Genomic DNA, 24,692 nt, shown 5'->3' with positions numbered 1-24,692 from the left:
ATTATGGTTAGTCAGAATTACCTATCTTTGGTCGGCGAGAGAGCCGACAGCCCGGAAGTTAAGCAGTTTTTTCATAAGCATCAAACCAGCTGGAGTGCTGTTGATATCTACAATGGGCGTGCCACGACCTCCGCAAGTTTAGAGCTGTATGATTCAGCTTTAGAGCTTGAGTTTGTAAAATGTTTATCACCAAAGTCAGAAGTCACCCAGCAAGCCAAAGACTTTATTCTAAGCAGCATTTCCATTGCGAATCATAACGCCAGTGACGACCAAGTGATTGGCAATATTGTAGGCCCTATTCGTTTAGCGAGCCGCTTTGATGATATTGCCAAGGTCTTGGGGAAGGATTATGAGGAAAATCGTTATCAGGGGACTTATTGCTGGCGTTATGACGGTGTAACCGTCGAGATCGACTACGAAACCACTCAAGAGCGTATTAACTACATTCTATTATCCTCAAACTCCCCAGAAATAGTGGCGATTAAGGAAGTCGAGGAAAACCTATCTGATGGTGTTTTATCACGAGACGAGTCAGAAGACTTGGGCATCGAGCCACCTGACTTACCTTATGAGGATGAGCCGGTGACGCTGGACTACGATAATGTTCCTGTTGTGGAGCGTCAGCCAAGCGGCAGAGTAGGGATCATTGCCATTATCTTCGCTCTAATAGCAGCCTTAATTTTTTATGATGATGTTGCTAACCAAATAAGCCAAGTACTTTGATTAGTCAAGAAACAAGTCTTTTTGGATCTTGTCTTCATACTCTGGATTATAAGCGTATTGGCTAAAGTCGCTGACTTTAGCGGCTTTCAGCACTTCCTCATCAATCAACCACAGCCCAGTGTAGTTTCGACTTGGATGAGTCAATATTACATGAGCCGCATCAGCCATAATTTCAGGCTTTCTGGCGTAGTTCAAAGTATCTTTGTCACCTACCGCGAACTCAATTGCGGCGGTAGCAATGTAAGTTTGTGGCCATAGCGTGTTCACAGCAACACCATATTCTTTAAACTCTTCTGCCATACCTTTACTGAGAATACTCATGCCGCATTTAGATAAGGTGTAAGGGCTAAAATCTTTCACCCACTTAGGAGATAAATTGACTGGTGGGGACAGGCTAAGGATATGTGGGTTGTCTGATTGTTTTAAATAGGGCAGTGCATAGTGACCAAAACAGTAGACCGCACGCGAGTTGATTTGCTGCATTAAGTCGTATCGCTTTGGTGAGGTGTTTTCAACCGTGGTTAGGCTGATGGCTCCTGCGTTATTGATGACTGCATCGATACGACCGAATTTTTCGCCTATTTGGTCGCACAGTTTTTTGATTTGCAGCTCTTTGCGGACATCTAGCGCCACGGGGATAGCCTCTCCGCCAGCGTCTTCGACTTCTTTGGCAACCGTGTGAATCGTACCTGGTAATTTCGGATGGGGCTTATCCGATTTCGCGGCGATAACGATGGTTGCACCTTCTTGGGCGAAGCGTAATGCCATCGAACGACCAATGCCACGGCTGGCGCCAGTGATGATGATGACTTTGTTTTTTAAGCTCGGCATTAGAGTAGTTTCCTGATATTGTTTTTTAAAGCTTCTGGCTTCGACACAGAGCCGAACCTATCGACCACTTTGCCGTTTTTGTCGACAAGAAACTTAGTGAAGTTCCATTTTATTTTTTGAGAGCCTAAGAAACCTGTCGCTTCTTTTTTCAGGTGTTGGTAAAGCGGGTGAGCTGAATCTCCATTGACATCAACCTTTTGAAACAAAGGAAAAGAGATATTAAAGTTAAGGTCACAAAAATCTTTGATGTCCTCATTGGTGCCCGACTCTTGTTTGCCAAACTGGTTGCATGGGAAGGCTAAGATTTCCAAGCCTTGCCCCTGGAACTCTTGATACAGTTTTTCTAGGCCTTCATATTGTGGTGTGAAGCCGCATGCGCTGGCAGTGTTTACAATCAGTAACACTTTTCCTTGGTAGTCCTTCAGCGAAACTTCTTGCCCGTTATTTAAAACTGCTGAGTAATCGTATATGGTAGACATGATTTTTCCTCGAGAGTGCCTTTTAGTTACTCTAGCTTTGGTGGTTGGGCCTGTCAATCTAGAGTGAATATCATTGTCGAGTGAAGCATAAATAACGAATCAACAACTTCAAAGAGATTGCTATGACATTGAAATATCTCCCTTTGGCGCTAGTGGCGTCATGCCTATTAAGTGTTAGCGCGATGGCCAAACAAGCTCCAAGCTTCGATGAAGCTGACCTTAAGGTTGCCGCAGAATTGCGCGACCAAGCGTTAAATAGCTCATTAGATTATGAAATCGTTGAGTCACTCACAACAGAGGTTGGCCCGCGCATGGCTGGCACGCCAGGTGATGCGGCCGCGGTCAAGTGGGGAGTGGCTAAGTTAAAAGAGCTTGGATTTGACAAAGTATGGACTGAGCCTGTGACCTTCACGACTTGGAAGCGCGGAGTTGAAATGGCGGAAGTCATCGCACCTTATCCGCAGCCACTAGTCATCACAGCGCTTGGCTTTAGTGTGGCTACACCTGAAGACGGTTTGTCAGCGGAAATTATTCAGTTTGATGATCTGGATGCTTTGAAAAATGCCCCCGAGGGTATTGCTGAAGGCAAGATCGTTTTTATTAAGAACCGAATGGAGCGCGCTCGTGACGGATCTGGCTATGGCCCAGCGGTGGCTGCACGAGGTCAGGGTGCTTCACAGGCCGCTGCAAAAGGTGCGGTTGGTATATTGATTCGCTCGATTGGTACTGACAGTGACCGAATGGCGCATACTGGCATGATGCGTTATGACGAAGGCATCAAGAAAATTCCAGCCGCAGCGCTATCAGCACCAGATGCGGACTTGCTGGAGAATATGATCCGTCGTGGTAAGCCCGTAACCGTGAAAATGACTATCGGTGCGAAGCAAGGTGGAGAATATACGAGTCATAATGTCATTGGAGAGGTTACAGGGAGCGAAAAGCCAGAAGAGTACGTCATCATAGGCGCTCACCTCGACTCTTGGGATTTGGGTACTGGCGCGCTTGATGATGGTGCTGGTATTGGCATTACTACAGCGGCAGCGAAGTTGATCTTAGGCTTACCCGAGCGCCCGAAACGTTCTATTCGTGTGATTATGTTTGCCAACGAAGAGCAAGGTCTTGTAGGTGGTAAAGCTTACGCTGAGGCCCATAAAGATCATATCAAAAATATCATCACGGCGGCTGAATCTGACTTTGGAGCGGGGAAAATTTGGCGGATTGACTCGAAGGTGAAGCCTGAAGCTATACCTGCAGTTAAGCAGATGGCTGAGGTAATGGAACCTCTTGGTATCAGCTACGGCAATAACCAAGCAGGGGGAGGACCAGACTTAATTCCTCTGCGTGGTAAAGGTATTTCGGTGTTTTCCTTACGTCAAGATGGTACTGACTACTTTGATTACCACCACACGCCGAATGATACCCTGGATAAAATTGATCCAGAGGCGCTACGTCAGAATACAGCGGCTTATGTGATCTTTGCCTATTTATCTGCTCAGATGAATGGTGATTTTGGTACTGGGTTTCACCAAAAATAGATGAATCTATCTGCTCGGATGTGTTATCTTTTGGTTTTCGTTCATAGACAAAAGCAGAGGTCAGCATGTCCGAGTTAGTAACTTCCCAAGTTATTAATCACGTCTTACACATTGAGTTTCATCGCGCAGATAAGAAAAATGCGCTGACATCGGATATGTATCGTGCCATGTCGTCTATATTGGCTCAGGCCAAGAAAGATGATGATGTTAATGTGGTGCTATTTAAAGGAAGCGAAGGTTGCTTTTGCGCAGGCAATGACATCGCGGACTTTTTAGCAGAGCCGGTATTAGAAGAAGGCACACCTGTCATGAAGTTCTTACATGAAGTGTCGAATTTTGATAAGCCGATGGTTGCCGCTGTTTCTGGTCCTGCTGTGGGTATCGGGACGACACTCCTATTACACTGCGATCTAGTTTACGCGACCGATCAAACTTACTTCAGTTTGCCTTTTGTTGATTTAGGACTGTGTCCTGAAGCTGGCTCAAGCTATTTACTACCGCGCCAACTGGGTTATGTCAGAGCTGCTGAGCTCTTGTTATTGGCAGAGCCTTTTGATGCGCAAAAGGCTGAAAAGCTGGGGATTATTAACGATATTGTTGGTGTTGATAATTATATTGAAATAGCGCAACAAAAAGCAGAAAAACTGGCCTCTAAACCAGCCCACGCTTTAAGGGTTAGTCGTCAGCTCATTCGCTCTAATTCGGGCCTCGTCAGTAAGGCAATCGAGCGTGAAGCCCGGAGCTTTTCTGAGTTACTTGGTAGCGCAGAAGCTAAAGCAATCTTCAAAAGTTTTCTAGAGAAATAGGCGATTAGTAATCGTCTTCGTCGTCTTTGTAAGGCTGAGGTTTAACGCCTTTAGGAACTTTAAATTTATTGTTTCTTTTCAAGACGAATAAAGTCGCGCCAATAATCGCGAAAATCAGTAACGTGATCAGTATGGCTTCCCACATATAAACTCCTTTATTCAGAACAAATGGTATAAACGTACTTTCTAGCTAAGCTTTCTAAGCGAGAGGTAATATGGTCTTTCCCACCAATATCTTTTTGTCTCAAAATATCTTTTAAGAACTCAACAGGGAACTCTTCTAGTGCTTTATCAGCAATGGGCTTATAGCTGATATGCCAAGGCTCGCAAGCAACGCCTCCTTTATCTTCTCGATAAGGTTTAAAAAAACCGAACTTTTCTAAGTTATAATCTAGCCACTCGTCAAGATTAGAACAAGGGCCACCTTCGTCAAACTCTTCTTGAGTCAGCTTAACCTCATAACCTTGATCAATAGACGCTGCGTCAAACACATCAAAATCTGTTCCCCAGTGGTGACGACTGGTTCCTGGGATCGCTGAGTAATGCAAAATAGCGTTAACGCGCTCTTGTGGCGTAAGCTCAAAGGACTGAACTGTAGTGCCATCTCGTAAATTCAATTCCACGTCATTGTTAAACTTGTTGTTCCAGATTTCAGCTTGTCTCTCAAAGCTTCTGTAACTGCTGACAATACGTAGCGGTACGCCATCCATCTCTGACTGACGAATTAACTTTGCGATGGGAATTAAAACTTCATGGTGACACTGAAAAGTTTGTCCAAGCAGTTCACTATTGTTTTCGATGTTGATTAGATGATCTTGGTTAAGGCCAATCAGCTGTTCTGGTGTCATCATAGAATTATCAGGCATCATAATTTACTGTTCGTTAGCAAGTAGGTGTTTAAGTACACCATAGTAAATATCAACCAACTTTCTTAAGTCATTGATGTTCACACACTCATTTATTTGGTGAATGGTTTTATTCACAGGACCAATCTCGACCACTTCCGCACCGGTTTTTGCGATAAAGCGACCATCAGAGGTGCCTCCACTGGTCAATGCTTGAGTCTCTATATTACAAGTCTCTTTAATCACATTCTTTGCAGCAGTCAGCAAATTTCCTTCTGGTGTTAAAAAGGGTTCGCCATTAAGTTTCCAGTTAAGCTCGTAGTCTAATTGGTGGCTGTCTAGAATATCAATAACGCGTTGTTTTAGGCCTTCAGCGCTAGACTCTGTGGAATACCGAAAATTGAACTCAACATATTTTTCCCCGGGAATAACATTGGTCGCGGTTCCTGCGTTCTCAATAGCAATCTGGAAGCTCGTCGGTGGGAAGAACTCATTGCCATCATCCCAGTGTTCTTCGGCTAGAGCATGAAGCGCTTGATACGATTTATGAATGGCATTATCTGCAAGGTGCGGGTAGGCGACGTGACCTTGTGTGCCTAACACTTTTAAGAATCCGGTTAATGAACCGCGACGTCCATTTTTAATGACGTCACCAAGCTGAGCTGTACTTGACGGTTCACCCACAACACAATAATCAATTGCTTGGCCCCGTTTCATCAATTCTTCTACCACACGTACGGTACCATTAATAAATGGACCTTCTTCATCGCTAGTGATGAGGTATGCGATGGAGCCTTTGTGTGCTGGATGGTCAGTTACAAAGCGCTGTGTTGCGGCTAACATAGCGGCAAGACTGCCTTTCATATCGGCTGCACCGCGACCGAATAAGTAACCGTCTTTTTCCGTCGCCTCAAAGGGTGGTGTATGCCAGTCTTCGAGATTGCCAGCTGGAACTACATCGGTGTGGCCAGCAAATACAAACACAGGTCCTTGAGTTTTTCCTTGGCGCATAGACCAAAAATTTTGCGTGTCTTCAAAGTCCATAATTTCGTGATTGAACCCTTGCTGGCTTAATAGCTCCATCATGTATTTTTGGCAGCCAGCATCTTCTGGGGTGACAGATTCACGATTAATTAGGTTTTTGCTTAACTCAAGAACATCAGTGCTCATAAAAGGCCTTAACTAAAAATGGATTGGTACTGCTCGGGTTTAAAGCTTAAGTGAACCTCACTGTCTGTGACTAAGACAGGACGTTTAATTAAGGTTACTTTGTCTTTCATCAGGTCAATCGCAGACTCACGATCAATATTGTCTTTTACATGCTGATCAAGAGGACGCCACGCAGTACTTCTTTTATTCAAAAGTTTTTCCCAGCCAATCGCTTGATCCCAAGCTTCTAGCGTTGAGCGATCGAGTGGGTTTTTGCGGTAGTCAATGAATTCATGCTCAATGCCTTCTGCCTCAAGCCACTTAACTGCTTTTCTGACAGTGTCACAATTTGGAATGCCGTAAATTTTTACCATATTAACACCTAGCCTTAACCTTGCTCTTTGCCTAAACGTAGCAGTTCATTGACGCTTGTCTTAGCGCGAGTTTTGGCATCTACCTGCTTAACGATAACCGCACAGCTCAAACTGTATTTGCCACACTTTGATGGCAAGCTTCCTGGAACGACTACTGAGCCGGCTGGGACGCGACCATAAGTCACTTCGTCAGTAAGACGGTTATAGATTTTAGTGCTTTGTCCAATGAAAACGCCCATAGACAAAACAGCACCTTCTTCTACGATAACGCCTTCGACCACTTCAGAGCGTGCGCCGATGAAACAGTTATCTTCAATAATTGTTGGGCCTGCCTGTAATGGCTCTAATACGCCACCAATACCAGCACCGCCAGATAGGTGTACATTTTTACCGATTTGAGCACACGATCCTACGGTTGCCCAAGTATCGACCATAGCACCTTCGTCAATGTAAGCCCCGATGTTTGTGTAACTTGGCATAAGCACGACGTTCTTGGCAATATATGAGCCGTGACGCGCAATGGCGTGTGGAACTACTCGAGTGCCGTCGGACTTAAACTCGTCTTCTGACATGCCTTGGTATTTCATTGGTACTTTATCGTAAAACTGAGCTAAATCAGTGTTGATGACTTTATTGTCATTTAAGCGGAACGAAAGTAACACCGCTTTTTTTAGCCACTGATTAACAACCCAGTCACCATCTTTTTTCTCAGCAACACGGGCCTGACCTGAGTCAAGAAGGTTAAGAGCTTCTGTGACAGCTTCTTTAACTTCTGCTGGTGCTGAACTTACCGATAAGGTATCTCTGTTTTCAAATGCTTCTTCAATGATTGTTTGTAACGACATAGTTGGTCCTATAATTTGATTTGAGTTAAGCGTTAATCGCTTGTTCAAGATGTTGTGTAATTTCTTTAATCTTAGCTTTATCAGTAATCGGGCGATTATCGCGATCACTGATTGTAAAGGTATCTTCGACGCGTTCACCCAGCGTCACAATTTTTGCGGAGTGAACTTCAATATCACAGTCACGGAATGCTTGCCCAATATTGGCTAAGAGGGCCGGGCGGTCAAGCGCAGTGATTTCAAGAGTTGTAAATGGACTGGTGTGATTATTAACAAACTCGATGCGCGTTTTAACTGTAAAATATTTCAAGCGTGTTGGGACCGCTCGGCTAACAGAAACACCGCGGCTTTCTATATCTGTTAGACCATCGATCAAGTTATCCTGAATTTCTTGAATACGCTGTTCATACGACAAAGGGTGACCCTGTTCATCCAACACGATAAACGTATCCAAGCACAATCCTTTGGGTGACGTAAAAAGAGTCGCAGCTTGGATGTTCAAGTGGTTCTGGCTAAGTAAAGCTGTAATTGCAGCGAATAAGTCAGGCTGATCTTCCACAGCAATGAAAACTTCGGTGCCAGCTTGAGAGCGGTGGTTTTTGATCGCCACATAAGGTAGCTCTGGTTGTGACAATAACTGCTCGGTTTGCCAGATGATTTGCTCAGGGTGGTAGCGCAGTAGGTAATCATTGCCCAGTTCGGTTAGTAATTCGCGAACTGGTTCAATCGAGTCACCTGTTTTAGTGAACTGTTCTAATACCTGTTGGCGAGTGTCTTCCATCATTTCGGTTTGATTCGCGCGAGGTGTAGACTGCGTTAAGTAGTGCTTGGTTGCTAAGAACAGTTCCTTTAACAATGACTCTTTCCATGAATTCCACAAAGTTGGATTCGTGGCTCGAATGTCGGATACCGTTAAAACGTACAGAAGCTCTAAGTGTAAAATTGAAGGGATCCGATCGGCAAAGCTTTCGATAACATCAGGGTCGCTAATGTCTTTGCGCTGTGCGACTAAAGACATGATCAAATGATTTTTTACCAGCCAGGATATGAGCTCCGCAATATGCTTTTCTAGACCAATGGATGTCGCATACTCAAGCGCATCGACAGCACCAAGCTCTGAGTGATCACCGCCACGACCTTTGCCAATATCGTGAAAAATAGCGGCTAAGTATAGTGGTGTCGGATCAACCAAAGTTTTCATGATTTTTCGACACAATGGAAATTCATGTTGAAACTCAGGTTTGTTATAGCGAATGATGTAGCGCAATAAAAATAAGGTATGTTCATCCACGGTATATGCATGAAACAAGTCGAACTGCATCTGACCTTCAATTTGTGCAAACTTTGGAATCATGGCGCCGAGAATATTGGTTCGCTTCATTAAAGCGAAGCCGCGACTCGTGAGTTGCTTTGTCGCTAAGAATTCTTTGAAGTAACTGACATTAATGGGGTCGCGTCGGTATTTGCGGTTAACCATTTGCTGGCTGGAACGGATTTTACGCATGGTTTTTGCTTCAATTTGGATAATGTCCGGATTGATAGCAATGTGCCTAAATATTTTGATTAAGGCGTGAGGCTTGCGTAAAAACAAGTCGGGTTGTTTAATACCAATACGCTGATTGTGAAGATAAAAGTCATCATCAAGATCAATTCGCTCGACCTCTTGGTTGCTCTGCAAGTATTCCTGTTCAAAGATTTGCAGGAATAATTCATTGAGGTTACGAATTATCATCACAGCGCGGTAATATCGCTGCATTAGATGCTCTACCGCCAGTTTGTTATCGTGATCTTCAAACCCCATCCATTCGGCAACTTTTTTCTGATGTTCGAAAAGTAATCGGTCTTCGCGTTTCCCACTGAGGACATGTAACGCGAAGCGAACTCGGTGAAGAAATTGCTGGCCATTGAGCAAGCTACGGTATTCGCGTCGAGTGAAAATTCCATATTTGATTAAGTCATGGAGGCTGCTACTTTTAAAATGTTTTAAAGTTATCCATTGGATGACTTGGAGGTCTCTTAGTCCACCAGGGTTCGACTTGATATTGGGCTCAAGGTTAAATGACGTTTCTTTAAATTTGATGTGTCGTGCTGTTTGCTCATCCAGTTTTGCACGAAAAAACTTTCTGGAAGGCCAAAAGTCTGGTTGTTTAATTCTAGAATTTAAATCTTTGAGTAACCCTAAATCGCCACACAAGAAACGTGACTCAATTAAATTGGTGGCGACAGATATGTCTTCTAGTGCTAAAGATTCGCATTGATCAATCGTTCGTACGCTATGGCCAACCTCTAAGCCAATGTCCCATAGGAAGGCTAGCCAAGACTCCAGCTCTAAATTACGTTCAGGAGCTTCCTCTCCACCATTTTCCTCATTAAGTAGCACCAGGATATCAATATCAGAATAGGGCTGAAGCTCTTCACGCCCATAACCGCCAACTGCGATTAGAGTGGAACCAGTGTTTACCGAAAACTGTGACCAGCTAGTTACTAGAATGTGATCCATAAGAGCACTGCGTGCACGCAACAGCTGAATGATGCTGGTGCCTTTTTGAAACTGTTTAGTCAGTGCGTCTAAGCCTGCTTGGAGATAGTTCTTATAGACTTTAAGGCGATCAGGGCCTTCAGCCGACTGGCTCTTTTTGAGCAAATCGGCTGCTTTTGGAAGGTAATTAAACTTATCAGGACTTGCCACTCACGGTTCCTGTTTAGAAGGGTTCTTCTTCTCGACGAGTCAAAACTTCGACGCCAGTGGCCGTAACGAGTAAGGTATGTTCCCACTGGGCAGATAATGATTTATCTTTTGTCAAAACTGTCCAGCCGTCTTTTTTGTTGTGCTTAACGTGGCGTTTGCCAAAGTTAACCATTGGCTCGATAGTAAAAGTCATGCCTTCTTGTAGCTCGACACCAGTACCGGGACGACCATAGTGAGTCACCTGTGGCTCTTCATGAAACTTTCCGCCAATCCCATGCCCACAATATTCTTTGACAATTGAATAACCTTTACCTTCAGCGTATTTTTGAATGGCGTAGCCAATATCGCCTAGCTTAGCGCCTGGTTTTACCATATCAATCGCCAAGTAAAGACTTTCTTGAGTGATATCAATCAGTTTCTTGGCTTGTGGTGTTGGCTCACCGACCACGAACATTTTGCTGGTGTCACCGTGGTAACCATCTTTAATTACGGTAACGTCTAGATTAAAAATATCACCATTTCGTAGAGGCTTCTTGTTTGGGATGCCGTGACACACAACATCATTCACCGAAGTACAGATGGATTTTGGGAAACCACCATCTGTGGCTATGGGTTGTGTTGGGTTACCTTCTTCATCCAAGGTCACTGGGTAGACTGAACCACCATAATTCAAAGTGGCTGGGTAGCCACCTTGCTTGTGTACGATATGGTCGTGACAGATGCGATCGAGCTCTTCAGTGGTCACGCCTTTTGTAACGTGTTGACCAATCATTTCAAGAACTTCTGCTGCCAAACGGCCAGCGACTCGCATCTTTTCAATTTCTTCAGGGGTCTTAATCTGAATGCCCATACAATAACCGATGATACCTTATTTGTTTGATATGACTTGCGCAGAGCTAAGCCAATAAAATAGGCGTCTATTCTAACGAATTGTATGCGACAAGGGAAACGCGATAGAGCGACTTGTTAGAACTTAATAGAATGGTTAAATGGATCGCTTCAGCGACTTTATGAGTCGTTCTTTGTTGACTTACGCTTTTTGATTTCCGTGCCAATTCCCATGATAAGGCCAATGGCGACACCAATGCCCATTCCTAACATCATATTGCTCATAGCAACGCCTAATGCCGCTCCAACCCCTACACCAATGGCGATATAGGCTCCGACATAGGTAGTACCATGGTTACCTTCTGGTTGCTTGTTTTGCATAGGTTTTATCAAATCAAGAAGTTATAGTCATTATGATAGACTTCTTGACTGTAAAATTAAACCATAAAAAAGCGGCCGCTGAGGACCGCTTTTCAATAAGGATCGTTTTTGCACTGTTACATCGCGTCTCTTAGGGTCGATGCGAGCTGTTTTGCATCATAGTACTGGCCATCGGAGCTAGGTTTTTCTCCACTACCAATGACTATTTCTAGTGAGCTACTGTATTTATTACGTTCAGTACCAGAATCTACTGAAACTGTCGTTGTGTAGGCGGGACGACGACGGGTTTCGCAGCCGAGTAGGCCACAGTCACGCTCAATGACGTCGGTTCTGGTGACTTCAGTGTGTCCTGGCGTGTGGCGGGTTTGTTTGTCAGAGGTTCTATCGACAACTTGGAACCATGAACCGCCTTCTTGTAAAGTCAGTTCTGCTGCTCTCAGCAGAGCATAGTCCTTAACCGTATTTTGGCTTGTAGACGTATTGCCATTAAAGCCTATTCGATAACGGTTGTCGCTAATCTTGGTGCTGTAATAACCGTAATCTTCTGCAGTTTCCGCAGGCGCATACGCTGTTTTGCTGGAACACCCTGCGAGAATGAAGCAGATAGAAATACATACTAACTGTAATGCTTTCATCATATTGCCTCTCGGATTAAAGGTTCTTAACCAATATAACGTCTAGCAATAATTACTGCAACTTATTGAAAAATAAGAAATAAGGGTTTTCCCCTAGCTTATTTATAGTTGTATATGAACAAGCTACTCACTTCTTAAAGAGATCGTCCATATTATTAAAACCCTTAAACTCTAGCGCATTGCCTGATGGGTCATTAAAAAACATTGTCGCTTGTTCGCCTGGTTTTCCCTCGAATCGGATGTAGGGTTCGATAACAAACGGCACGTCACTTTGATTGAGATGTTCTGCGAGCTTTCTCCACTGCTGCATGTCCAAAACCACGCCAAAGTGTGGAATTGGAACGCCATGACCGTCAACGCGGGAAGTGTTCGACGCTTCTGGCTTCATGGATTCATCTAAGTGCACGACCAGTTGATGACCATAGCAGTCGTAGTCGATCCAATGGTCGCTCGAACGGCCTTCATTAAAACCAAGTAGCTCGCCATAAAATTGACGTGCTTTATCCAAATCGTGAACTGGGATGGCTAGGTGGAAAGGTTGCGGCATTGCAAATGGCCCTTAGTTTTAGTGTTATTTAAATGCTTATAGCGGCTTTTTGACTTCTACTTTAGCTCCGTCATTTAAGATAGAGTCATCCTCTTGGCGCTTGTCTCGATCGAGAGTCGGCTCGCAATAGCGCGCTGCATTAGGTTTTCGCTCGCCTGATGTGGCGGGATCGTGATACATACGACACCATTGTAGGCTGCCCTTTATAGGCTCTGCGTCTTCTTTTGCTGTTCTGTTGGAGTCACTAGAGCAACCTAACACTCCAAAAGCCAAGGCCATTGAAAGGATTAGAGAATAATACTTCATATTGACACACTCCTATTTTATTGAAGGACACTTTTATCCTATCAGAAAGGCAGGGAGGACTAAAAGTTAATCATAAGCGATGAATTTTAATTTTATGTAAGAAACTTGGTTTTGATTTCGTCTATAGTAGTGAGGCCACTTAAATGGGGAAAACCGTTGAAAAAGCAACAGAAGCAGCACATTGCTGAATTAGCAAATCAATATGGGCGACAGGTGTTCGCGACAGCTTACCGTATCGTCGGTGATAGTTATCATGCCGAAGATATCACGCAAGAGGTTTACATGAAGCTGTTTAAGAAAACACCTAAGGCGTTCGACAACGTTAAAAACTGGGCTGCTTATCTGACGACTATGGCAACCTCTGCCAGCCTTGATTTATTACGAAAGCATCATCGTTTATCGGAACAGAGTTTTTCTGATGAGGAGTTTACAGGAAATGTTATGCCACTATCTTCGAGCTCTGAACCTACACCAGAAAAGCAGTTTGCTCTGACACAAGACATCCAGCAGCTTAGAGATGCCTTAACAAAGCTTTCTGAGCAAGAAGCAAAAGTGTTCGTTTTACGGTTTGTCGAGGAACTTTCTTACGATGATATTGCCGAGCAGTTATCTCTTACCTCAGGCAATGTTGGCATCATTCTCAATAGAACAAGGCAAAAGTTGGCCCGCTTACTTAGTCACAGTCAGAATACAGGAGAGAAGCATGAAACATACAGCTGATCAACATTTAGATAAAGCGGTTGAAAACCTTAAATCTCAAAAAGCGCTCAGTGAAGAAGCTGATAGAGCACAAGATAGTTTGTTACGAGCTGTTGCGATTGAAGCGGAAGCCGATAACTCAGAACCTAGTCTTGTTCAGAAGTTATCCGCATGGTGGCGAGAAACCTTGAGTTTTTCAGGGCTCAAGCTGGCAGGTTCTATGGGTGCAGCCGCTAGTTTTGCACTAGCTATTTTTATCTTTAGTGCCTCACCGCAGACCTCATTTGCAAGCATGGTGGCCGAATTCAAGAAAGTGAGTAACTTCTTTTACAGCGCGACTATGACAAACTCTGGTCAACACTTAATGGATATAAAAGTCTATTATCGTGATAGCGGGCAGATGCGCATGGAGAGTTATGCTCTAGGTCATAACGGAGAGCCTACTTTCGTGAACATTATGGACATCAACCAAGGCAAAGGTGTTATGAAGTTGTCGGGTGATAATCAAACGGTTCCGTTTGATTTTGAAACAGGAAACACCCAGCAGGGCGTTCAAGACGATCCGCTATACTGGCGCAAGCTAATATTAGACGTTGATCCTGATAAAGCGCAGTCTCTAGGCACGCAAACATTTTATGGCGCTGAATTGAGCGGTTACTTGATTGAGGAAAGTAATATTGAAACCAGAGTCTGGGTTGACCCTAAAAGCCATTTACCGGTAAAAATTAATGTTATCCAAACGCTAGAAGATGGCTCTGCGGGTTTTCAAATGGAGGCTGATGTTACTTACAATCAACGCTTTGAAGATAGTCTGTTCCATTTGAATTAAGCACTGATTGCTTAAGAAAACAGTCCTTAACTGAGTAGCGGTGTCAAAGCCGCTACTTTTATGTTCCTATACTTTCTTAACAAACTGGGACTTGAGTTTCATCGCACCGATTCCTGGAATTTTACAGTCAATGTCATGATCGCCATCGACCAAGCGAATGTTCTTAACTTTTGTGCCGACTTTAACTACCTGGGACGAGCCTTTGATTTTTAGATCTTTAATGACCGTCACTGTGTCGCCGTCCGCAAGCGGGTTACCATTTGAATCTTTAACTGAAGCTTCATCTTGGTCAGAAGCGTCTTGAGACCATTCGTGTCCACACTCTGGGCATACCAGCATGGCCTGATCTTGATATGTATAGGTTGAATCGCATTGCGGACAGTTGGGTAATTGGCTCATTCTGGCTGGGCTTTATTAGGTATGAATGGGGAACATTATAAAGAATTACGATGGTTTGGGTAGGGTTTGACTTAGACAGAATCTTTAGGCGCACCGTCATCACACTTAACACAGTTGAGTTCCTCGCCCAGCATAGAGTCTCGACCCGCGGGTGACACTACCCAAGGCCGGCTAAAGAATGGCGGTTTGTGGCGAACATGTTGACAGTGCCCACAAGCTAACTCTGCGACCCAGTCGTTGTGTTCATCTTTATGGTAACCACGAATTGGCTGTTTCATCTCTGAGTCTCATCAAGATTCAACTTCAAAATATGCTGAGGGCCAAAGTCGCCACCGTGATACAGCTCCTGAGTATCAACAAAGCCACCTTGTTCATAACAATGTTTAGCGGCTGGGTTTTTGCAGTTTACGGTTAAATAAACACTATGGTTATTGGGGTAGTTTGGCGCAAGGTAGTCACGCAGCAGCTGAGTTACTTGCTTGCCAAAGCCATGGCCTTGGTAACGATGATCTATAAAAAATGAACGCAAGCCGATACTGCCAGTCTCGCAAAATTCATAGTTGCTAGAATAGGAAGTGTCGATCAAAAAGAACCCAATGATATTCTTGTCCAATTGTATGACATGACCATGAACAGCCGGACTCAGGTTTTTCAATATGTCAGCAATGGGCTCGACAAATCCAATCTGATTATCCGAAACACGCAACTGAGAAACCTTATCATTTTCTCCGTTTCCCTTAAGCATTGGTTGCAAGCTAAGTGTTGTAGTTGCTCTATTCATGAGGTTCGTGTTCAAGCTCTAATATAGGTTGGTGTGTACTGTTTCTCGACCTAAACCGTGCACAGAAGTGTAGTCAACGCGGTAATTGTAAAGAACAAAGTACTAAGCCTAAAGCACTAGAACCATTGGGTTTTACCGACCTGCTTACCACCTTTATAAACTCTCTTAGCAACAAGCTTTCCTTTGTCACTGTAATGATAAGACTCTCCCTCGCGGTTGCCTTCAACGTAAGTAGATTCAAACTGAGGCTGTCCGTTTGAATGGTATGTGATCTGTTTACCGTGTTTTTTGCCGGCAAGATAGACACATTCCTCAAAAAGCTTCCCTTCATCGGTAAACTGTTGCCAAGGTCCTTCAAGCGCTCCATCTTTATAGAGCTTTTTAAATTTGACCTGTCCTTTACTGTTATAGGATTCGCTTGGTCCCTCTTTAACGCCATAGTGATAGGTTACAAATCCCGTGGTTTTGCCTGAGCTGGAAGATATTGAATAAAAACGGCCATGCTTTTTCCACTTTTGACGTCCATTTACCGTGATCTGTATGTAAAGTCCTTTACTATACTTCGTATTATGAATTTTGTAGGTATCGCCCTGTTTGTCCGTAAACTGAGATTTGTGCTCTAAATTTGCATAATGTTCGGGCTTAACTTGTGTGTAATCAAACGCTTCATCGGCTGCATTGACGCTAATGGAAGCGCTGAGAACAATTGCTATAACTAAATTTAAAGATATAAACGCTAGTTTCATAATATTCCCCTTGTCCTTGTTTTTTATCATATTAGCCTTCTATTAAATATATTGCTATGAGTTCTTAATCGCTGGTACTGTTAAGAATTACCAGCATGATAAGAATATGGAGTGATTATGCCGCTGACTGAATCTGATAACTGTCATATGATTTTTTACACCAACCCTCAATCCAGAGGTCAAATTGCCCGCTGGATGCTTGAGGAAGTCGGTGCTGAATACCGTCAAGAAATCCTTGAGTACGGCCCAGCAATGAAGTCCGAGGAATACTTGAAACTCAATCCGATGGGGAAGGTACCGACAATTGTTCATAATGGGCAAGTTGTGACCGAGTGTTCAGCGATTTGTGCTTATTTGGCTGACGCTTTTCCAGATGCAGGTTTGGCGCCAGAGCTGAGCAAGCGCGCTGACTATTATCGCTGGCTATTTTTCAGCGCAGGGCCCCTGGAAGCCGCTATCGTTAACCGTTCGCTTGAAGTCGCGGTAAAAAAAGAGCAAGAAACCATGGTTGGTTACGGTAATTACGAGCGTGTGTTGGACGTGTTATCGCAACGGTTACTTGAGTCTCCTTACGTTGCTGGCGATGAGTTTACCGCGGCGGACGTCTATGTTGGCTCTCATGTTCTGTGGGGATTGCACTTTGGCACCATGGATGTTCGGGATGGTTTTAAAGAGTATGCTGCTCGAGTTTCAGATAGAGAAGCCTTTAAAGCCGCAAAAAGGCTTGATGAGCAGTTAATCGCTGAGAAAGAGTAAATTACCGGTGTGGGCAGCCAGGCCAACAACATGGCCTGCGCTTGCCTGCTTTGAGATCAAAACTAACACGCTCAATTCTCCGTTGTCGAGTTTCGATTTTCTTGGCGTCTTCTACCCAGCAGATCCATTCATTACGTGCTAACGGAGTAATATCTTCCCAGCGTTCCAACACGTCTTTTTCTGACAAGATGGAGCCACGTAAGTCATCTGGTAGAGAGTGAACTACGCCCTCGGAAATCCTGGAATTAGGCATCGCTAGTCTCTTGATTCGAACTAATGTGTGTATTTATTGTAGATTCACCCCTAGTGAGAGCGGTGACGTAGATTAAGTACAGTATCGATAGTCCGACAGGCATTGCGTGCCACCAGTTGGATAGATACGGTGAACCACTGTTGTAGAAAACAATCAACAGTACGATGGTTATCAGGCTCGACAGCGGCAGAATAATGATCGATGAGTTGAGCAGCGCGAGCTTAAATCCTTTGATGGTGTGAGTGTTCACCGCGCCTGATGCGCTGAAGATGACAAACATCATTTGGAAGCCTGCAAACATGAACTGCAAGAAACAACCAATGATCAAAACGGTGAGTGACATAAAACATTCCCTTGGTAATCTTTTACATCAAGTTTAATATGGCGATTCAGAAAACTGAAGTAGATACTTCAAAGTTTACGAGCTTTACTTGTAGGTGCTTTACAGATGGTAGTGAGTTCCTAGGAAATAAAAAAGGGCAGACCTCGAAAGATCTGCCCTTTGAAATAGAGTGCTAGTAATTAAACCGCAACAATATTTTCAGCCTGAGGGCCTTTCTGACCGTCAGTAACCGTAAACTCAACTTGCTGACCTTCGGCTAAAGTTTTAAAACCTGAGCTACTGATGGCACTGTAGTGTGCGAACACGTCTGGACCATTTTGCTGCTCGATAAAACCAAAACCTTTAGATTCGTTGAACCATTTAACGGTTCCTTTAATTGTATTAGACATAATAATATCCTGTAATTTAAATATAAGGGTGCCTTCAAGAGGCTTGAATAGCTGTAAATGTAGACTGATATTTAGAAACTGCAGGACAAAGAATTAAAAATAAAACAATGAAATGTAGGATGAAAATAGAGACTTCTTTCTAGCTGCCGAGCAGAGTATAGGCTTGTTTACTCCCTGTCTACTTATATTTTGCTTTATTGAGCCAAAAAACGCCTTGCCCAGTTACCCTTATGTTCTCTCTCGCACGCTTCTTCCGTATCAAAACTGATCTGTTTAGCGCTATTGGTTAATGGCACCTCGATCGACTTTAGCTTGTCAGTAATCACTGAAGCTATAAAACTCCCTTGATGTTCCTGCAAGGCTGTTGATAAGGAATCTTCCGTATCGAAAATACACACAACCTCTAAAGACTCTGGAAACGCCTTATAATCCACAAAGTGGGTCAGCCACTCAAAACCCTCAACCGAATCCGTCAGCACATGGCAAGCATCGGTTAGTGTTTTTACGATTAACTTTTCGGTCTTCTTATCACTTTTCTTCATGGGGAGTAGCCTAACACAGCTATGACCGAACAAGGTATTGATATTGCTATAAATCACCCTTGTCCTAAAAACGTTTAACGATTAATCTAATTTGCCAAGGGAGGTCGCTATCAGCTGGAAGCAGTGATTGGCGGTTAACTATGAATAAAGAGGAGTAACCATGAGGTGTATATCGCTTTTACTAACGATATGTATAGTGTTTGGGTGTAGCGTTAAGAATGAGCAGTTAGCGGAAAGACATGTCCCTAATAAAATACAGGTTCTCAACTTTGGCACGTTTCACTTTGGTTATACACCCGATGCACACAAAACCGAGTTTGATGAAGCGTCTGACGATTCCAAACAACAGGCGAGGGAAGTCGCGAGATTATTGGCTCAATTTAAACCGACGATTATCGTGGTTGAAAAGCTCCCAAAGTACGATGAACAGTTGAATCAAGCCTATCAAGAATATTTAAACGATCCCGCAGAGCTTAGCCACAAAGACGGTGAAATCAGCATGATTGCCTTTGAAGTGGGCAGACTAAGTAATGTTAAAAGGCTATACGGTATTGATAACCACATGGGCTATAACTACAGCGTCGGCGACTATATCGAGGGAACTCCTGAACTAACCAACTCTATCGACCCCAAAACTTACCTACAGATTACTAATGAGCCTTATAGAGACCAATCAGAGATTGCAGAGCGTGAGAAACGGTTTGATCAGATGTCGCTACTTGAGAAGTTAAAGCTATTTAATGAGCCAGCTCAAATGGATTACTCGATTAACACTAACGCCGATAAACTGTTGTATGTCGGAATTGATGACGGCTTCGAAGGTGCCGATAACGCTGCCATCTTCTACCAACGCAACATGCGCATCTACTCCAACCTCAACCGCATCCCCATGACCAAAGACGACCGAGTCTTCATTCTCATGGGGCGAGCACACACTGCATTTTTAAGAGAATTTATAAAAAGAAGCCCTAAATTCGAAATGGTGGATACATTAAAGTATTTAGAGGAACATTAACTTTTAGTAGAAGCATCTGTAGGCTAGGTTGCTCTCCAGATAACTAAAGAGTTACCGTTGGGGTTTCACCCCAACCTACGCTTGCTCTTTTAAAATTTCTGAAAAATCGCACTCATTACCAGTCGCTTTAAAATATTTCAGAAGCTCTAGGTTGTAGTTTTTAGCAAAGGTTTTGTCTTTAGGGTACTTCCTATTAGGGTACGTTTCTTCAAAAAAACGTGTATGAGTATCATAAGTAGTATAGAAGAGGATTTCTTTATCTCCGCACTTTACAGACGGGGAAGTCGTAAACCCTATCCCCCAGATCGTTAAGCCACCCCACCCGTCGTACCAGACGAGAAAGTTTAGCTCGTTATTTTTAATATCGTTCCCAATAATCTCTTTTGGGGGTGAGCCGATACATCCAGCAAGAGTAAAGGTTATAATATATAAAAAGAATATCGTATTTTTCATGTTCCCAACTTTTTTGAATTGTGTTGCTGAACAAGAGGAGAGTCAAATCCACCGACGAACTTGTGATTTGTATTTTTGGTACGACTCACCAAACTTGTTATGCATCCAGCGTTCTTCTGGAATGATTTGAAAACGATTCATATAAAGAGCGAACAAGGGTAGGAACAATAAACCAAGTGCGCTACCCAACTTCAAACTCCAAGAGCACAATAGCAGAAGAAAAACCAAATACATCGGGTTACGGCTGAAACGATAGATCCCGCTCACAACCAACTTTTCAGACTTATCAGGAGCTCGCGGATCAACCGTCGTACCTGCTTTCCCAAATCCCCACACCCCAAGAAAAACAATACAACAGCCGATAAACGTAATGCTACCTACCAACCAAACCGCGCCAGGGAAAACAATAAGCGGAGTAGGGAATAAGCGAGCCACAGCCCACATAGCCAAAGCAGCTATAACAAGTACCACCACTGGCGGGATTTTAAGTTCGAGTGATTTCATTATTTATGATCAAGTCGTATTTATTGCTGGTTCTGAACAGACACTTTAACCTAAATTTGAGGCAAGGTGCGTCAAGACGGCCCCTACGTTTACATAACGCCAACTGGAGCTCATTTAGCACCATATAATGTAATTATGAATCCAAGTAGCGCGAGTACTGCGGTTATCCACCAGCGCCTTTCTTGTGCGTGTCGTATTTCACGTTCATGAAGGCTAACGGCAATATCAATGAGTTTAGAGACTTCAGATGAGTCGAGTGGGGGACGAGAAAGTCGCATTGCATTGTCTTCACTCTCTTGTTGCGAAAGCTCTTTAGCTCTTTCGCGAGGAAGAAGCTGCCTATTATAAGTATCGTAATTTCGTTCTCTGCTACGTCGCCATACAAGTGAAATTAAATCTCCTTGAGTTGTGAAAAACTCAGGGTGCTGACTAAACACTGTACTCCAATCCGGAGCTGATACCGGAGTTCGGCCTAAGCGTTTTTCCCACTTTTGCATCCTTCGACTAGCAAAACGGTAAGTACCTAGAACTTGGATTGCAGCGATAAGGTCTGCAAGTCTTTTGGGGTTTGCAATGTAAGGTGATGTTTTTCGCCACATATCCATATGCTCTAAAAGTTTAATTAATGAGTTTGTCGGTAAGACTTTATTATCATTGGGCATTTATTACAAGTTTCTAAGCTCTGAGCTGGTCGTAAGTTGAGGTTTTGTTCCTTAAAGTGCAGGCTTGCTCCAGTGAACCCTTACATTGAGCTGAGGATTAAGAAAATCATAGCAATTTGAATCTTGGATGATTCAAATAGTGAAATTCAGGCCATGGAAGGACTGTATTTCACGGTGCGTTAAGTGATTTTAGTATCCGAAGGTAGTTATGCAGAGCATAACCTCAATGTAGGGTGGACTTCTTTTGGTTACTTTTCTTGTCCACGCAAGAAAAGTAACTCGCTGAAAGGCGAAATAGTTGAGCTACAAGGGATAAGCGTCGCTGGATTCCATGGTGAGCGACCGAAGGAAGTGCCTTTGGTACCACGGAGTGACAGCGATTGTTCAAAGGTTAAGAGTAATAGGCCGGCATGACAAGCAAAATAAGCCGAGATTCCCGACTTCTCGGGAATGACGAGCAAAGGATGAGATTGCTTCGGCTAAAGCCTCGCAATGACGGAAAATGATTGCCTCAACCCCTGAAAAATGGTATAAAGCGCGCCGTGGCTCGAAAGTGCGTTTAAACCCGCACAATTATTGAGCTACAAATACGATTATTTACTTAAAATCCACACACAAATCGGCACATTTGCCGGGGTGCTCCGCCAGTAAGACTCTTTTGAAGAGACTGTCGGGGTCGGGAAATGGGATTTGTGGAGGCTTAACCCGAAATTCGGAGAATTTTATTATGTCTAAAGTTAGTATGCGTGACATGCTACAGGCGGGCGTGCACTTCGGTCACAAAACTCGCTTCTGGAACCCTCAAATGCGTCCATATATCTTTGGTGCGCGTAACAAGATCCATATCATCAACCTTGAAGAAACAGTACCTATGTTCAACGATGCGTTGAATTACTTAGGTAAAATCGCTTCTAACAAAGGTAAAATCCTTTTTGTTGGTACGAAGCGTGCTGCTGCTGAAATCGTTAAAGAAGAAGCGACTCGTTGTAGTCAGTTCTTCGTTGATAAGCGTTGGTTAGGCGGTATGTTGACTAACTACAAAACGATTCGTGGTTCTATTAACCGTTTGAAAGACTTAGAAAAACAGTCTGAAGACGGCACTTTCGAGCGTTTGACTAAGAAAGAAGCGTTGATGCGTACTCGTGAGATGGACAAGCTTGAAGCGTCTATCGGCGGTATCAAGGACATGGGTGGTCTTCCAGACGTATTGTTCGTGATTGACGCAGAGCACGAAAGCATTGCAATCGCAGAAGCAAACAAAATGGGTATTCCTGTTGTTGCTGTGGTTGATACAAACTCTAACCCTAAAGGCGTTGATTACATCATCCCAGGTAACGATGATGCGATCCGTGCGATTCGTTTATACTGCGCGGCAGTAGCGGACGCAGTACTTGACGGTAAGCAAAGCAACACAGTTGCTGATAAAGGCGACGAGTTTGTTGAAGAGGAAGGCGAAGAGTAATCGCTGACTTTTCTACGTGTTGAAGAAGGGGGCGCGGCCCCCTTTTTTTGAAGAGCCTTGTGAAAGACTTTTAGTTTCAAAGTCTTAACAAGATTCACAAAGGTTTCAACACGACACTCTATACTATTCTAGTTTATGTATTCTGCTGGTCTGAATAGCAGAGGAATCTATCGGAGATACTATCATGGCAATTACTGCTGCATTAGTTAAAGAATTACGTGAGCGCACTGGCGCTGGCATGATGGAATGTAAAAAAGCGTTGGTTGAGGCTGACGGTAGCATCGAAACAGCAATCGACAACATGCGTAAATCTGGTCAAGCGAAAGCTGCCAAGAAAGCGGGTCGTGTAGCTGCTGAAGGTGTGATTTTAGCGAAATCTGGTGACAAAACAGGCGTTCTAGTTGAAGTTAACTCTGAAACTGACTTCGTTGCTCGTGACGAAAACTTCAAGAAGTTCTCAACTGAAGTTGTTGATGTTGCTCTAGAAAACGGTACTAGCGACATCGAAGCGTTAAACGCTGCGTCTATGCCTTCTGGTGAGTCTGTTGAAGAAGCACGTGCTAACCTAGTTGCTAAAATCGGCGAAAACATCACAGTACGTCGTGTAGCTAAAGTTGACGGCGATACGCTTGGTGCTTACGTTCACGGTGGTCGTATCGGTGTTATCGTTTCTTTAGACGGTGGTGACGAAGACTTGGCTCGTGATATCGCGATGCACGTTGCTGCAAGCAACCCTCAGTTCAACACAGCTGATGACGTTGACCCTGCAGTAATCGAGAAAGAAAAAGAAATCATCAAAGCTCAACCTGATATGGAAGGCAAGCCTGCTGATATCGTTGAGAAAATGATGGTTGGTCGTATTAAGAAGTTCGTTGGCGAAATCACTTTGGAAGGTCAAAGCTTCGTTAAAGATCCTTCAACGACTGTTGGTCAGCTTCTTAAAGAAAAAAGCGCAAAAGTTATCTCTTACACTCGCTTCGAAGTAGGCGAAGGTATTGAGAAGAAAGACGAAGACTTCGCGTCTGAAGTTGCTGCTCAAATGAAAAAGTAATTGTTGATTTAAGCATTACTGATTAACAAGAAGGAAACACTATGGCCGACTTAGCTTACAAGCGTATTTTATTGAAATTGAGTGGTGAGGCTTTAATGGGGCGTGAGGCGTTCGGTATCGACCCTCAGGTTCTGGAAAGAATCGCTAATGAAATCAAATCGTTATGTGAGCAAGGTGTACAAGTCGGCGTAGTGATTGGTGGCGGTAATATCTACCGTGGCCAGAAATTATCAGAAGCTGGCATGAACCGTGTGACCGGTGATCACATGGGCATGCTGGCGACTGTAATGAATTCTCTCGCTTTGCAAGATGCTTTCGAGCGTATTGACCAGCCAGCTAAAGTGCTGTCTGCTATGCCTATCGATGGTGTTTGCCAAGGCTTTTCTCGTCGCGGTGCAATTAACGCCCTAGATAAAGGTCGTGTTGTCATTTTCTGCGCAGGGACGGGGAATCCATTCTTTACCACTGATACGGCAGCATGCTTACGTGGTATCGAAATCGATGCTGAGCTGATACTTAAAGCGACTAAAGTTGATGGCGTTTATTCTGCGGATCCTTCGAAGGATAAAGATGCTGTGAAATATGATCGCTTAAGCTACAAAGAAGCTTTAGATAAAGAGCTTGCTGTGATGGACCTTACAGCGTTTTGCTTGGCTCGTGACCACAAAAAGAACATTCGTGTATTTAATATGACTCAGGCAGGCTCTCTAGAGAAAGCTGTACTGGGCAAAGATGAAGGCACGCTAATTCATCCATAGTCCTATTCTTAGCGTTGAATCAAACGCTTATTTTAGGAATAATAGCTTGGCATAATAGCCAGACTAAGAATATAACAAGC

General features: G+C 43.7%; 35 protein-coding genes. 10 read left to right on the top strand and 25 right to left on the bottom strand.

Translation table 11 applies throughout. The annotated features are described in order from the left end of the window. Nucleotides 1-3 precede the first annotated feature (3 nt). Complete coding sequence (locus KFK88_RS07565) at nt 4-723, top strand: hypothetical protein (RefSeq protein ID WP_223578268.1); 720 nt, start codon at nt 4-6, stop codon at nt 721-723. On the opposite strand, the gene KFK88_RS07560 is transcribed toward KFK88_RS07565, so the two are convergent. Together KFK88_RS07560 and KFK88_RS07555 are read right to left on the bottom strand one after the other, a co-directional pair. Further along, nucleotides 724-1,554 (bottom strand): SDR family oxidoreductase, encoded by an 831-nt coding sequence (locus tag KFK88_RS07560; RefSeq protein ID WP_223578266.1) that lies wholly within the window; start codon nt 1,552-1,554, stop codon nt 724-726. Continuing rightward, a complete protein-coding gene (locus KFK88_RS07555) occupies nt 1,554-2,033 on the bottom strand; it encodes a glutathione peroxidase (RefSeq protein ID WP_223578264.1) in 480 nt (159 codons plus the stop codon). The genes KFK88_RS07560 and KFK88_RS07555 overlap by 1 nt, the downstream gene beginning before the upstream one ends. A 122-nt stretch (nt 2,034-2,155) precedes the next feature. Between KFK88_RS07555 and KFK88_RS07550 the strand changes: the two genes are divergently transcribed. Further along, nucleotides 2,156-3,568 carry a M28 family peptidase gene (locus KFK88_RS07550; RefSeq protein WP_223578262.1) on the top strand — a complete coding sequence of 471 codons (1,413 nt, stop codon included), beginning with the start codon at nt 2,156-2,158 and terminating at the stop codon, nt 3,566-3,568. Between the two features lie 65 nt (nt 3,569-3,633). Further along, entirely contained in the window at nt 3,634-4,374 is a 741-nt protein-coding gene (locus tag KFK88_RS07545) for an enoyl-CoA hydratase (protein ID WP_223578260.1), read from the top strand. A gap of 4 nt (nt 4,375-4,378) precedes the next feature. On the opposite strand, the gene KFK88_RS07540 is transcribed toward KFK88_RS07545, so the two are convergent. The 11 genes from KFK88_RS07540 to KFK88_RS07490 form a co-directional block, all read right to left on the bottom strand. Continuing rightward, nucleotides 4,379-4,519 (bottom strand): DUF2897 family protein, encoded by a 141-nt coding sequence (locus KFK88_RS07540; RefSeq protein ID WP_223578258.1) that lies wholly within the window; start codon nt 4,517-4,519, stop codon nt 4,379-4,381. A 10-nt stretch (nt 4,520-4,529) separates the two neighbouring features. Then, nucleotides 4,530-5,243: a M15 family metallopeptidase gene (locus KFK88_RS07535; protein ID WP_223578256.1), complete on the bottom strand. Its 714-nt coding sequence runs from the start codon at nt 5,241-5,243 to the stop codon at nt 4,530-4,532. Nucleotides 5,244-5,246: 3 nt separating this feature from the next. After that, the gene (gene dapE / locus KFK88_RS07530) at nt 5,247-6,389 is read right to left on the bottom strand and encodes a succinyl-diaminopimelate desuccinylase (protein WP_223578254.1); all 1,143 of its coding nucleotides are present in this window, start codon (nt 6,387-6,389) and stop codon (nt 5,247-5,249) included. Nucleotides 6,390-6,397: 8 nt separating this feature from the next. Further along, nucleotides 6,398-6,742 (bottom strand): arsenate reductase, encoded by a 345-nt coding sequence (locus tag KFK88_RS07525; RefSeq protein WP_223578251.1) that lies wholly within the window; start codon nt 6,740-6,742, stop codon nt 6,398-6,400. A gap of 14 nt (nt 6,743-6,756) precedes the next feature. Beyond that, on the bottom strand, nt 6,757-7,587 hold the full coding sequence (dapD, locus tag KFK88_RS07520) for a 2,3,4,5-tetrahydropyridine-2,6-dicarboxylate N-succinyltransferase (RefSeq protein ID WP_223578250.1): 831 nt from the start codon (nt 7,585-7,587) through the stop codon (nt 6,757-6,759). 25 nt (nt 7,588-7,612) lie between these two features. Next, the gene (glnD, locus tag KFK88_RS07515) at nt 7,613-10,273 is read right to left on the bottom strand and encodes a [protein-PII] uridylyltransferase (RefSeq protein WP_223578248.1); all 2,661 of its coding nucleotides are present in this window, start codon (nt 10,271-10,273) and stop codon (nt 7,613-7,615) included. A 13-nt stretch (nt 10,274-10,286) separates the two neighbouring features. Continuing rightward, complete coding sequence (map, locus tag KFK88_RS07510) at nt 10,287-11,123, bottom strand: type I methionyl aminopeptidase (protein WP_223578245.1); 837 nt, start codon at nt 11,121-11,123, stop codon at nt 10,287-10,289. 158 nt (nt 11,124-11,281) lie between these two features. Further along, a complete protein-coding gene (locus KFK88_RS07505) occupies nt 11,282-11,482 on the bottom strand; it encodes a hypothetical protein (protein WP_223578243.1) in 201 nt (66 codons plus the stop codon). Between the two features lie 116 nt (nt 11,483-11,598). Beyond that, nucleotides 11,599-12,120, bottom strand: a complete 522-nt coding sequence (locus tag KFK88_RS07500; protein WP_223578241.1) for a CC0125/CC1285 family lipoprotein — start codon at nt 12,118-12,120, stop codon at nt 11,599-11,601. 124 nt (nt 12,121-12,244) lie between these two features. Continuing rightward, nucleotides 12,245-12,664: a VOC family protein gene (locus KFK88_RS07495; RefSeq protein WP_223578239.1), complete on the bottom strand. Its 420-nt coding sequence runs from the start codon at nt 12,662-12,664 to the stop codon at nt 12,245-12,247. 36 nt (nt 12,665-12,700) lie between these two features. Beyond that, a complete protein-coding gene (locus KFK88_RS07490) occupies nt 12,701-12,970 on the bottom strand; it encodes a hypothetical protein (protein WP_223578237.1) in 270 nt (89 codons plus the stop codon). A 156-nt stretch (nt 12,971-13,126) separates the two neighbouring features. Between KFK88_RS07490 and KFK88_RS07485 the strand changes: the two genes are divergently transcribed. Both KFK88_RS07485 and KFK88_RS07480 read left to right on the top strand, forming a co-directional pair. Next, entirely contained in the window at nt 13,127-13,690 is a 564-nt protein-coding gene (locus tag KFK88_RS07485) for an RNA polymerase sigma factor (RefSeq protein WP_223578235.1), read from the top strand. Beyond that, nucleotides 13,674-14,498 (top strand): hypothetical protein, encoded by an 825-nt coding sequence (locus tag KFK88_RS07480; RefSeq protein ID WP_223578233.1) that lies wholly within the window; start codon nt 13,674-13,676, stop codon nt 14,496-14,498. Before KFK88_RS07485 ends, KFK88_RS07480 begins: the two co-directional genes overlap by 17 nt. Before the next feature lie 66 nt (nt 14,499-14,564). Here the strand turns inward: KFK88_RS07480 and KFK88_RS07475 are convergent, their stop codons facing one another. The 4 genes from KFK88_RS07475 to KFK88_RS07460 all read right to left on the bottom strand — a co-directional run bounded on the left by KFK88_RS07475 (nt 14,565) and on the right by KFK88_RS07460 (nt 16,454). Further along, a complete protein-coding gene (locus tag KFK88_RS07475; protein ID WP_223578232.1) occupies nt 14,565-14,897 on the bottom strand; it encodes a zinc ribbon domain-containing protein YjdM in 333 nt (110 codons plus the stop codon). A 71-nt stretch (nt 14,898-14,968) separates the two neighbouring features. After that, nucleotides 14,969-15,175 carry a DUF3565 domain-containing protein gene (locus KFK88_RS07470; protein ID WP_223578231.1) on the bottom strand — a complete coding sequence of 69 codons (207 nt, stop codon included), beginning with the start codon at nt 15,173-15,175 and terminating at the stop codon, nt 14,969-14,971. After that, nucleotides 15,172-15,678, bottom strand: a complete 507-nt coding sequence (locus KFK88_RS07465; protein ID WP_223578230.1) for a GNAT family N-acetyltransferase — start codon at nt 15,676-15,678, stop codon at nt 15,172-15,174. Before KFK88_RS07465 ends, KFK88_RS07470 begins: the two co-directional genes overlap by 4 nt. A 116-nt stretch (nt 15,679-15,794) precedes the next feature. After that, nucleotides 15,795-16,454 (bottom strand): toxin-antitoxin system YwqK family antitoxin, encoded by a 660-nt coding sequence (locus KFK88_RS07460; protein ID WP_223578229.1) that lies wholly within the window; start codon nt 16,452-16,454, stop codon nt 15,795-15,797. 87 nt (nt 16,455-16,541) lie between these two features. On the opposite strand from KFK88_RS07460, the gene KFK88_RS07455 reads away from it, so the two are divergent. After that, a complete protein-coding gene (locus tag KFK88_RS07455) occupies nt 16,542-17,180 on the top strand; it encodes a glutathione S-transferase family protein (protein ID WP_223578228.1) in 639 nt (212 codons plus the stop codon). 1 nt (nt 17,181) lies between these two features. On the opposite strand, the gene KFK88_RS07450 is transcribed toward KFK88_RS07455, so the two are convergent. The 4 genes from KFK88_RS07450 to KFK88_RS07435 all read right to left on the bottom strand — a co-directional run bounded on the left by KFK88_RS07450 (nt 17,182) and on the right by KFK88_RS07435 (nt 18,707). Next, nucleotides 17,182-17,433 carry a YdeI/OmpD-associated family protein gene (locus tag KFK88_RS07450; protein ID WP_223578227.1) on the bottom strand — a complete coding sequence of 84 codons (252 nt, stop codon included), beginning with the start codon at nt 17,431-17,433 and terminating at the stop codon, nt 17,182-17,184. Continuing rightward, nucleotides 17,426-17,776: a hypothetical protein gene (locus tag KFK88_RS07445; protein ID WP_223578226.1), complete on the bottom strand. Its 351-nt coding sequence runs from the start codon at nt 17,774-17,776 to the stop codon at nt 17,426-17,428. Before KFK88_RS07445 ends, KFK88_RS07450 begins: the two co-directional genes overlap by 8 nt. Before the next feature lie 179 nt (nt 17,777-17,955). Continuing rightward, the gene (locus tag KFK88_RS07440; protein WP_223578224.1) at nt 17,956-18,165 is read right to left on the bottom strand and encodes a cold-shock protein; all 210 of its coding nucleotides are present in this window, start codon (nt 18,163-18,165) and stop codon (nt 17,956-17,958) included. 194 nt (nt 18,166-18,359) lie between these two features. Beyond that, nucleotides 18,360-18,707, bottom strand: a complete 348-nt coding sequence (locus tag KFK88_RS07435) for a Fis family transcriptional regulator (RefSeq protein WP_223578223.1) — start codon at nt 18,705-18,707, stop codon at nt 18,360-18,362. A gap of 160 nt (nt 18,708-18,867) precedes the next feature. On the opposite strand from KFK88_RS07435, the gene KFK88_RS07430 reads away from it, so the two are divergent. Next, nucleotides 18,868-19,722 carry a DUF5694 domain-containing protein gene (locus tag KFK88_RS07430; RefSeq protein WP_223578222.1) on the top strand — a complete coding sequence of 285 codons (855 nt, stop codon included), beginning with the start codon at nt 18,868-18,870 and terminating at the stop codon, nt 19,720-19,722. Between the two features lie 75 nt (nt 19,723-19,797). Here KFK88_RS07430 and KFK88_RS07425 read toward each other — a convergent pair whose 3' ends face one another. The 4 genes from KFK88_RS07425 to KFK88_RS07410 all read right to left on the bottom strand — a co-directional run bounded on the left by KFK88_RS07425 (nt 19,798) and on the right by KFK88_RS07410 (nt 21,802). Next, a complete protein-coding gene (locus tag KFK88_RS07425) occupies nt 19,798-20,175 on the bottom strand; it encodes a hypothetical protein (protein WP_223578221.1) in 378 nt (125 codons plus the stop codon). A gap of 42 nt (nt 20,176-20,217) precedes the next feature. Then, on the bottom strand, nt 20,218-20,679 hold the full coding sequence (locus tag KFK88_RS07420; protein WP_223578220.1) for a methyltransferase family protein: 462 nt from the start codon (nt 20,677-20,679) through the stop codon (nt 20,218-20,220). A gap of 110 nt (nt 20,680-20,789) precedes the next feature. After that, nucleotides 20,790-21,341 (bottom strand): hypothetical protein, encoded by a 552-nt coding sequence (locus KFK88_RS07415; RefSeq protein WP_223578219.1) that lies wholly within the window; start codon nt 21,339-21,341, stop codon nt 20,790-20,792. Between the two features lie 248 nt (nt 21,342-21,589). Then, nucleotides 21,590-21,802: a hypothetical protein gene (locus KFK88_RS07410; RefSeq protein WP_223578218.1), complete on the bottom strand. Its 213-nt coding sequence runs from the start codon at nt 21,800-21,802 to the stop codon at nt 21,590-21,592. A 266-nt stretch (nt 21,803-22,068) separates the two neighbouring features. On the opposite strand from KFK88_RS07410, the gene rpsB reads away from it, so the two are divergent. From rpsB to pyrH, 3 genes are all read left to right on the top strand, one after another. Continuing rightward, nucleotides 22,069-22,803, top strand: coding sequence for a 30S ribosomal protein S2 (rpsB, locus tag KFK88_RS07405; RefSeq protein WP_223578216.1), 735 nt, complete (start codon nt 22,069-22,071; stop codon nt 22,801-22,803). A gap of 184 nt (nt 22,804-22,987) precedes the next feature. Next, nucleotides 22,988-23,854 carry a translation elongation factor Ts gene (gene tsf / locus KFK88_RS07400; protein WP_263296388.1) on the top strand — a complete coding sequence of 289 codons (867 nt, stop codon included), beginning with the start codon at nt 22,988-22,990 and terminating at the stop codon, nt 23,852-23,854. A gap of 41 nt (nt 23,855-23,895) precedes the next feature. Then, a complete protein-coding gene (gene pyrH / locus KFK88_RS07395) occupies nt 23,896-24,612 on the top strand; it encodes a UMP kinase (protein WP_223578214.1) in 717 nt (238 codons plus the stop codon). Nucleotides 24,613-24,692: the final 80 nt, after the last annotated feature.

The sequence above is a fragment of the Kangiella taiwanensis genome (assembly GCF_020005165.1).
Taxonomy (GTDB): domain Bacteria; phylum Pseudomonadota; class Gammaproteobacteria; order Enterobacterales; family Kangiellaceae; genus Kangiella; species Kangiella taiwanensis.
Note: the sequence above shows the minus strand (reverse complement) of the source record. Positions and strands in the feature narration are given on the sequence as shown.

Bases quoted from the DNA above. Each gene is read 5' to 3' on its own strand.
- KFK88_RS07565 (WP_223578268.1), top strand. From the start codon at position 4: ATGGTTAGTCAGAATTACCTATCTTTGGTCGGCGAGAGAGCCGACAGC.
- KFK88_RS07560 (WP_223578266.1), bottom strand. From the start codon at position 1,554: ATGCCGAGCTTAAAAAACAAAGTCATCATCATCACTGGCGCCAGCCGT.
- KFK88_RS07555 (WP_223578264.1), bottom strand. From the start codon at position 2,033: ATGTCTACCATATACGATTACTCAGCAGTTTTAAATAACGGGCAAGAA.
- KFK88_RS07550 (WP_223578262.1), top strand. From the start codon at position 2,156: ATGACATTGAAATATCTCCCTTTGGCGCTAGTGGCGTCATGCCTATTA.
- KFK88_RS07545 (WP_223578260.1), top strand. From the start codon at position 3,634: ATGTCCGAGTTAGTAACTTCCCAAGTTATTAATCACGTCTTACACATT.
- KFK88_RS07540 (WP_223578258.1), bottom strand. From the start codon at position 4,519: ATGTGGGAAGCCATACTGATCACGTTACTGATTTTCGCGATTATTGGC.
- KFK88_RS07535 (WP_223578256.1), bottom strand. From the start codon at position 5,243: ATGATGCCTGATAATTCTATGATGACACCAGAACAGCTGATTGGCCTT.
- dapE (WP_223578254.1), bottom strand. From the start codon at position 6,389: ATGAGCACTGATGTTCTTGAGTTAAGCAAAAACCTAATTAATCGTGAA.
- KFK88_RS07525 (WP_223578251.1), bottom strand. From the start codon at position 6,742: ATGGTAAAAATTTACGGCATTCCAAATTGTGACACTGTCAGAAAAGCA.
- dapD (WP_223578250.1), bottom strand. From the start codon at position 7,587: ATGTCGTTACAAACAATCATTGAAGAAGCATTTGAAAACAGAGATACC.
- map (WP_223578245.1), bottom strand. From the start codon at position 11,123: ATGGGCATTCAGATTAAGACCCCTGAAGAAATTGAAAAGATGCGAGTC.
- KFK88_RS07505 (WP_223578243.1), bottom strand. From the start codon at position 11,482: ATGCAAAACAAGCAACCAGAAGGTAACCATGGTACTACCTATGTCGGA.
- KFK88_RS07500 (WP_223578241.1), bottom strand. From the start codon at position 12,120: ATGATGAAAGCATTACAGTTAGTATGTATTTCTATCTGCTTCATTCTC.
- KFK88_RS07495 (WP_223578239.1), bottom strand. From the start codon at position 12,664: ATGCCGCAACCTTTCCACCTAGCCATCCCAGTTCACGATTTGGATAAA.
- KFK88_RS07490 (WP_223578237.1), bottom strand. From the start codon at position 12,970: ATGAAGTATTATTCTCTAATCCTTTCAATGGCCTTGGCTTTTGGAGTG.
- KFK88_RS07480 (WP_223578233.1), top strand. From the start codon at position 13,674: ATGAAACATACAGCTGATCAACATTTAGATAAAGCGGTTGAAAACCTT.
- KFK88_RS07475 (WP_223578232.1), bottom strand. From the start codon at position 14,897: ATGAGCCAATTACCCAACTGTCCGCAATGCGATTCAACCTATACATAT.
- KFK88_RS07470 (WP_223578231.1), bottom strand. From the start codon at position 15,175: ATGAAACAGCCAATTCGTGGTTACCATAAAGATGAACACAACGACTGG.
- KFK88_RS07465 (WP_223578230.1), bottom strand. From the start codon at position 15,678: ATGAATAGAGCAACTACAACACTTAGCTTGCAACCAATGCTTAAGGGA.
- KFK88_RS07460 (WP_223578229.1), bottom strand. From the start codon at position 16,454: ATGATAAAAAACAAGGACAAGGGGAATATTATGAAACTAGCGTTTATA.
- KFK88_RS07455 (WP_223578228.1), top strand. From the start codon at position 16,542: ATGCCGCTGACTGAATCTGATAACTGTCATATGATTTTTTACACCAAC.
- KFK88_RS07450 (WP_223578227.1), bottom strand. From the start codon at position 17,433: ATGCCTAATTCCAGGATTTCCGAGGGCGTAGTTCACTCTCTACCAGAT.
- KFK88_RS07445 (WP_223578226.1), bottom strand. From the start codon at position 17,776: ATGTCACTCACCGTTTTGATCATTGGTTGTTTCTTGCAGTTCATGTTT.
- KFK88_RS07440 (WP_223578224.1), bottom strand. From the start codon at position 18,165: ATGTCTAATACAATTAAAGGAACCGTTAAATGGTTCAACGAATCTAAA.
- KFK88_RS07435 (WP_223578223.1), bottom strand. From the start codon at position 18,707: ATGAAGAAAAGTGATAAGAAGACCGAAAAGTTAATCGTAAAAACACTA.
- KFK88_RS07430 (WP_223578222.1), top strand. From the start codon at position 18,868: ATGAGGTGTATATCGCTTTTACTAACGATATGTATAGTGTTTGGGTGT.
- KFK88_RS07425 (WP_223578221.1), bottom strand. From the start codon at position 20,175: ATGAAAAATACGATATTCTTTTTATATATTATAACCTTTACTCTTGCT.
- KFK88_RS07420 (WP_223578220.1), bottom strand. From the start codon at position 20,679: ATGAAATCACTCGAACTTAAAATCCCGCCAGTGGTGGTACTTGTTATA.
- KFK88_RS07415 (WP_223578219.1), bottom strand. From the start codon at position 21,341: ATGCCCAATGATAATAAAGTCTTACCGACAAACTCATTAATTAAACTT.
- rpsB (WP_223578216.1), top strand. From the start codon at position 22,069: ATGTCTAAAGTTAGTATGCGTGACATGCTACAGGCGGGCGTGCACTTC.
- tsf (WP_263296388.1), top strand. From the start codon at position 22,988: ATGGCAATTACTGCTGCATTAGTTAAAGAATTACGTGAGCGCACTGGC.
- pyrH (WP_223578214.1), top strand. From the start codon at position 23,896: ATGGCCGACTTAGCTTACAAGCGTATTTTATTGAAATTGAGTGGTGAG.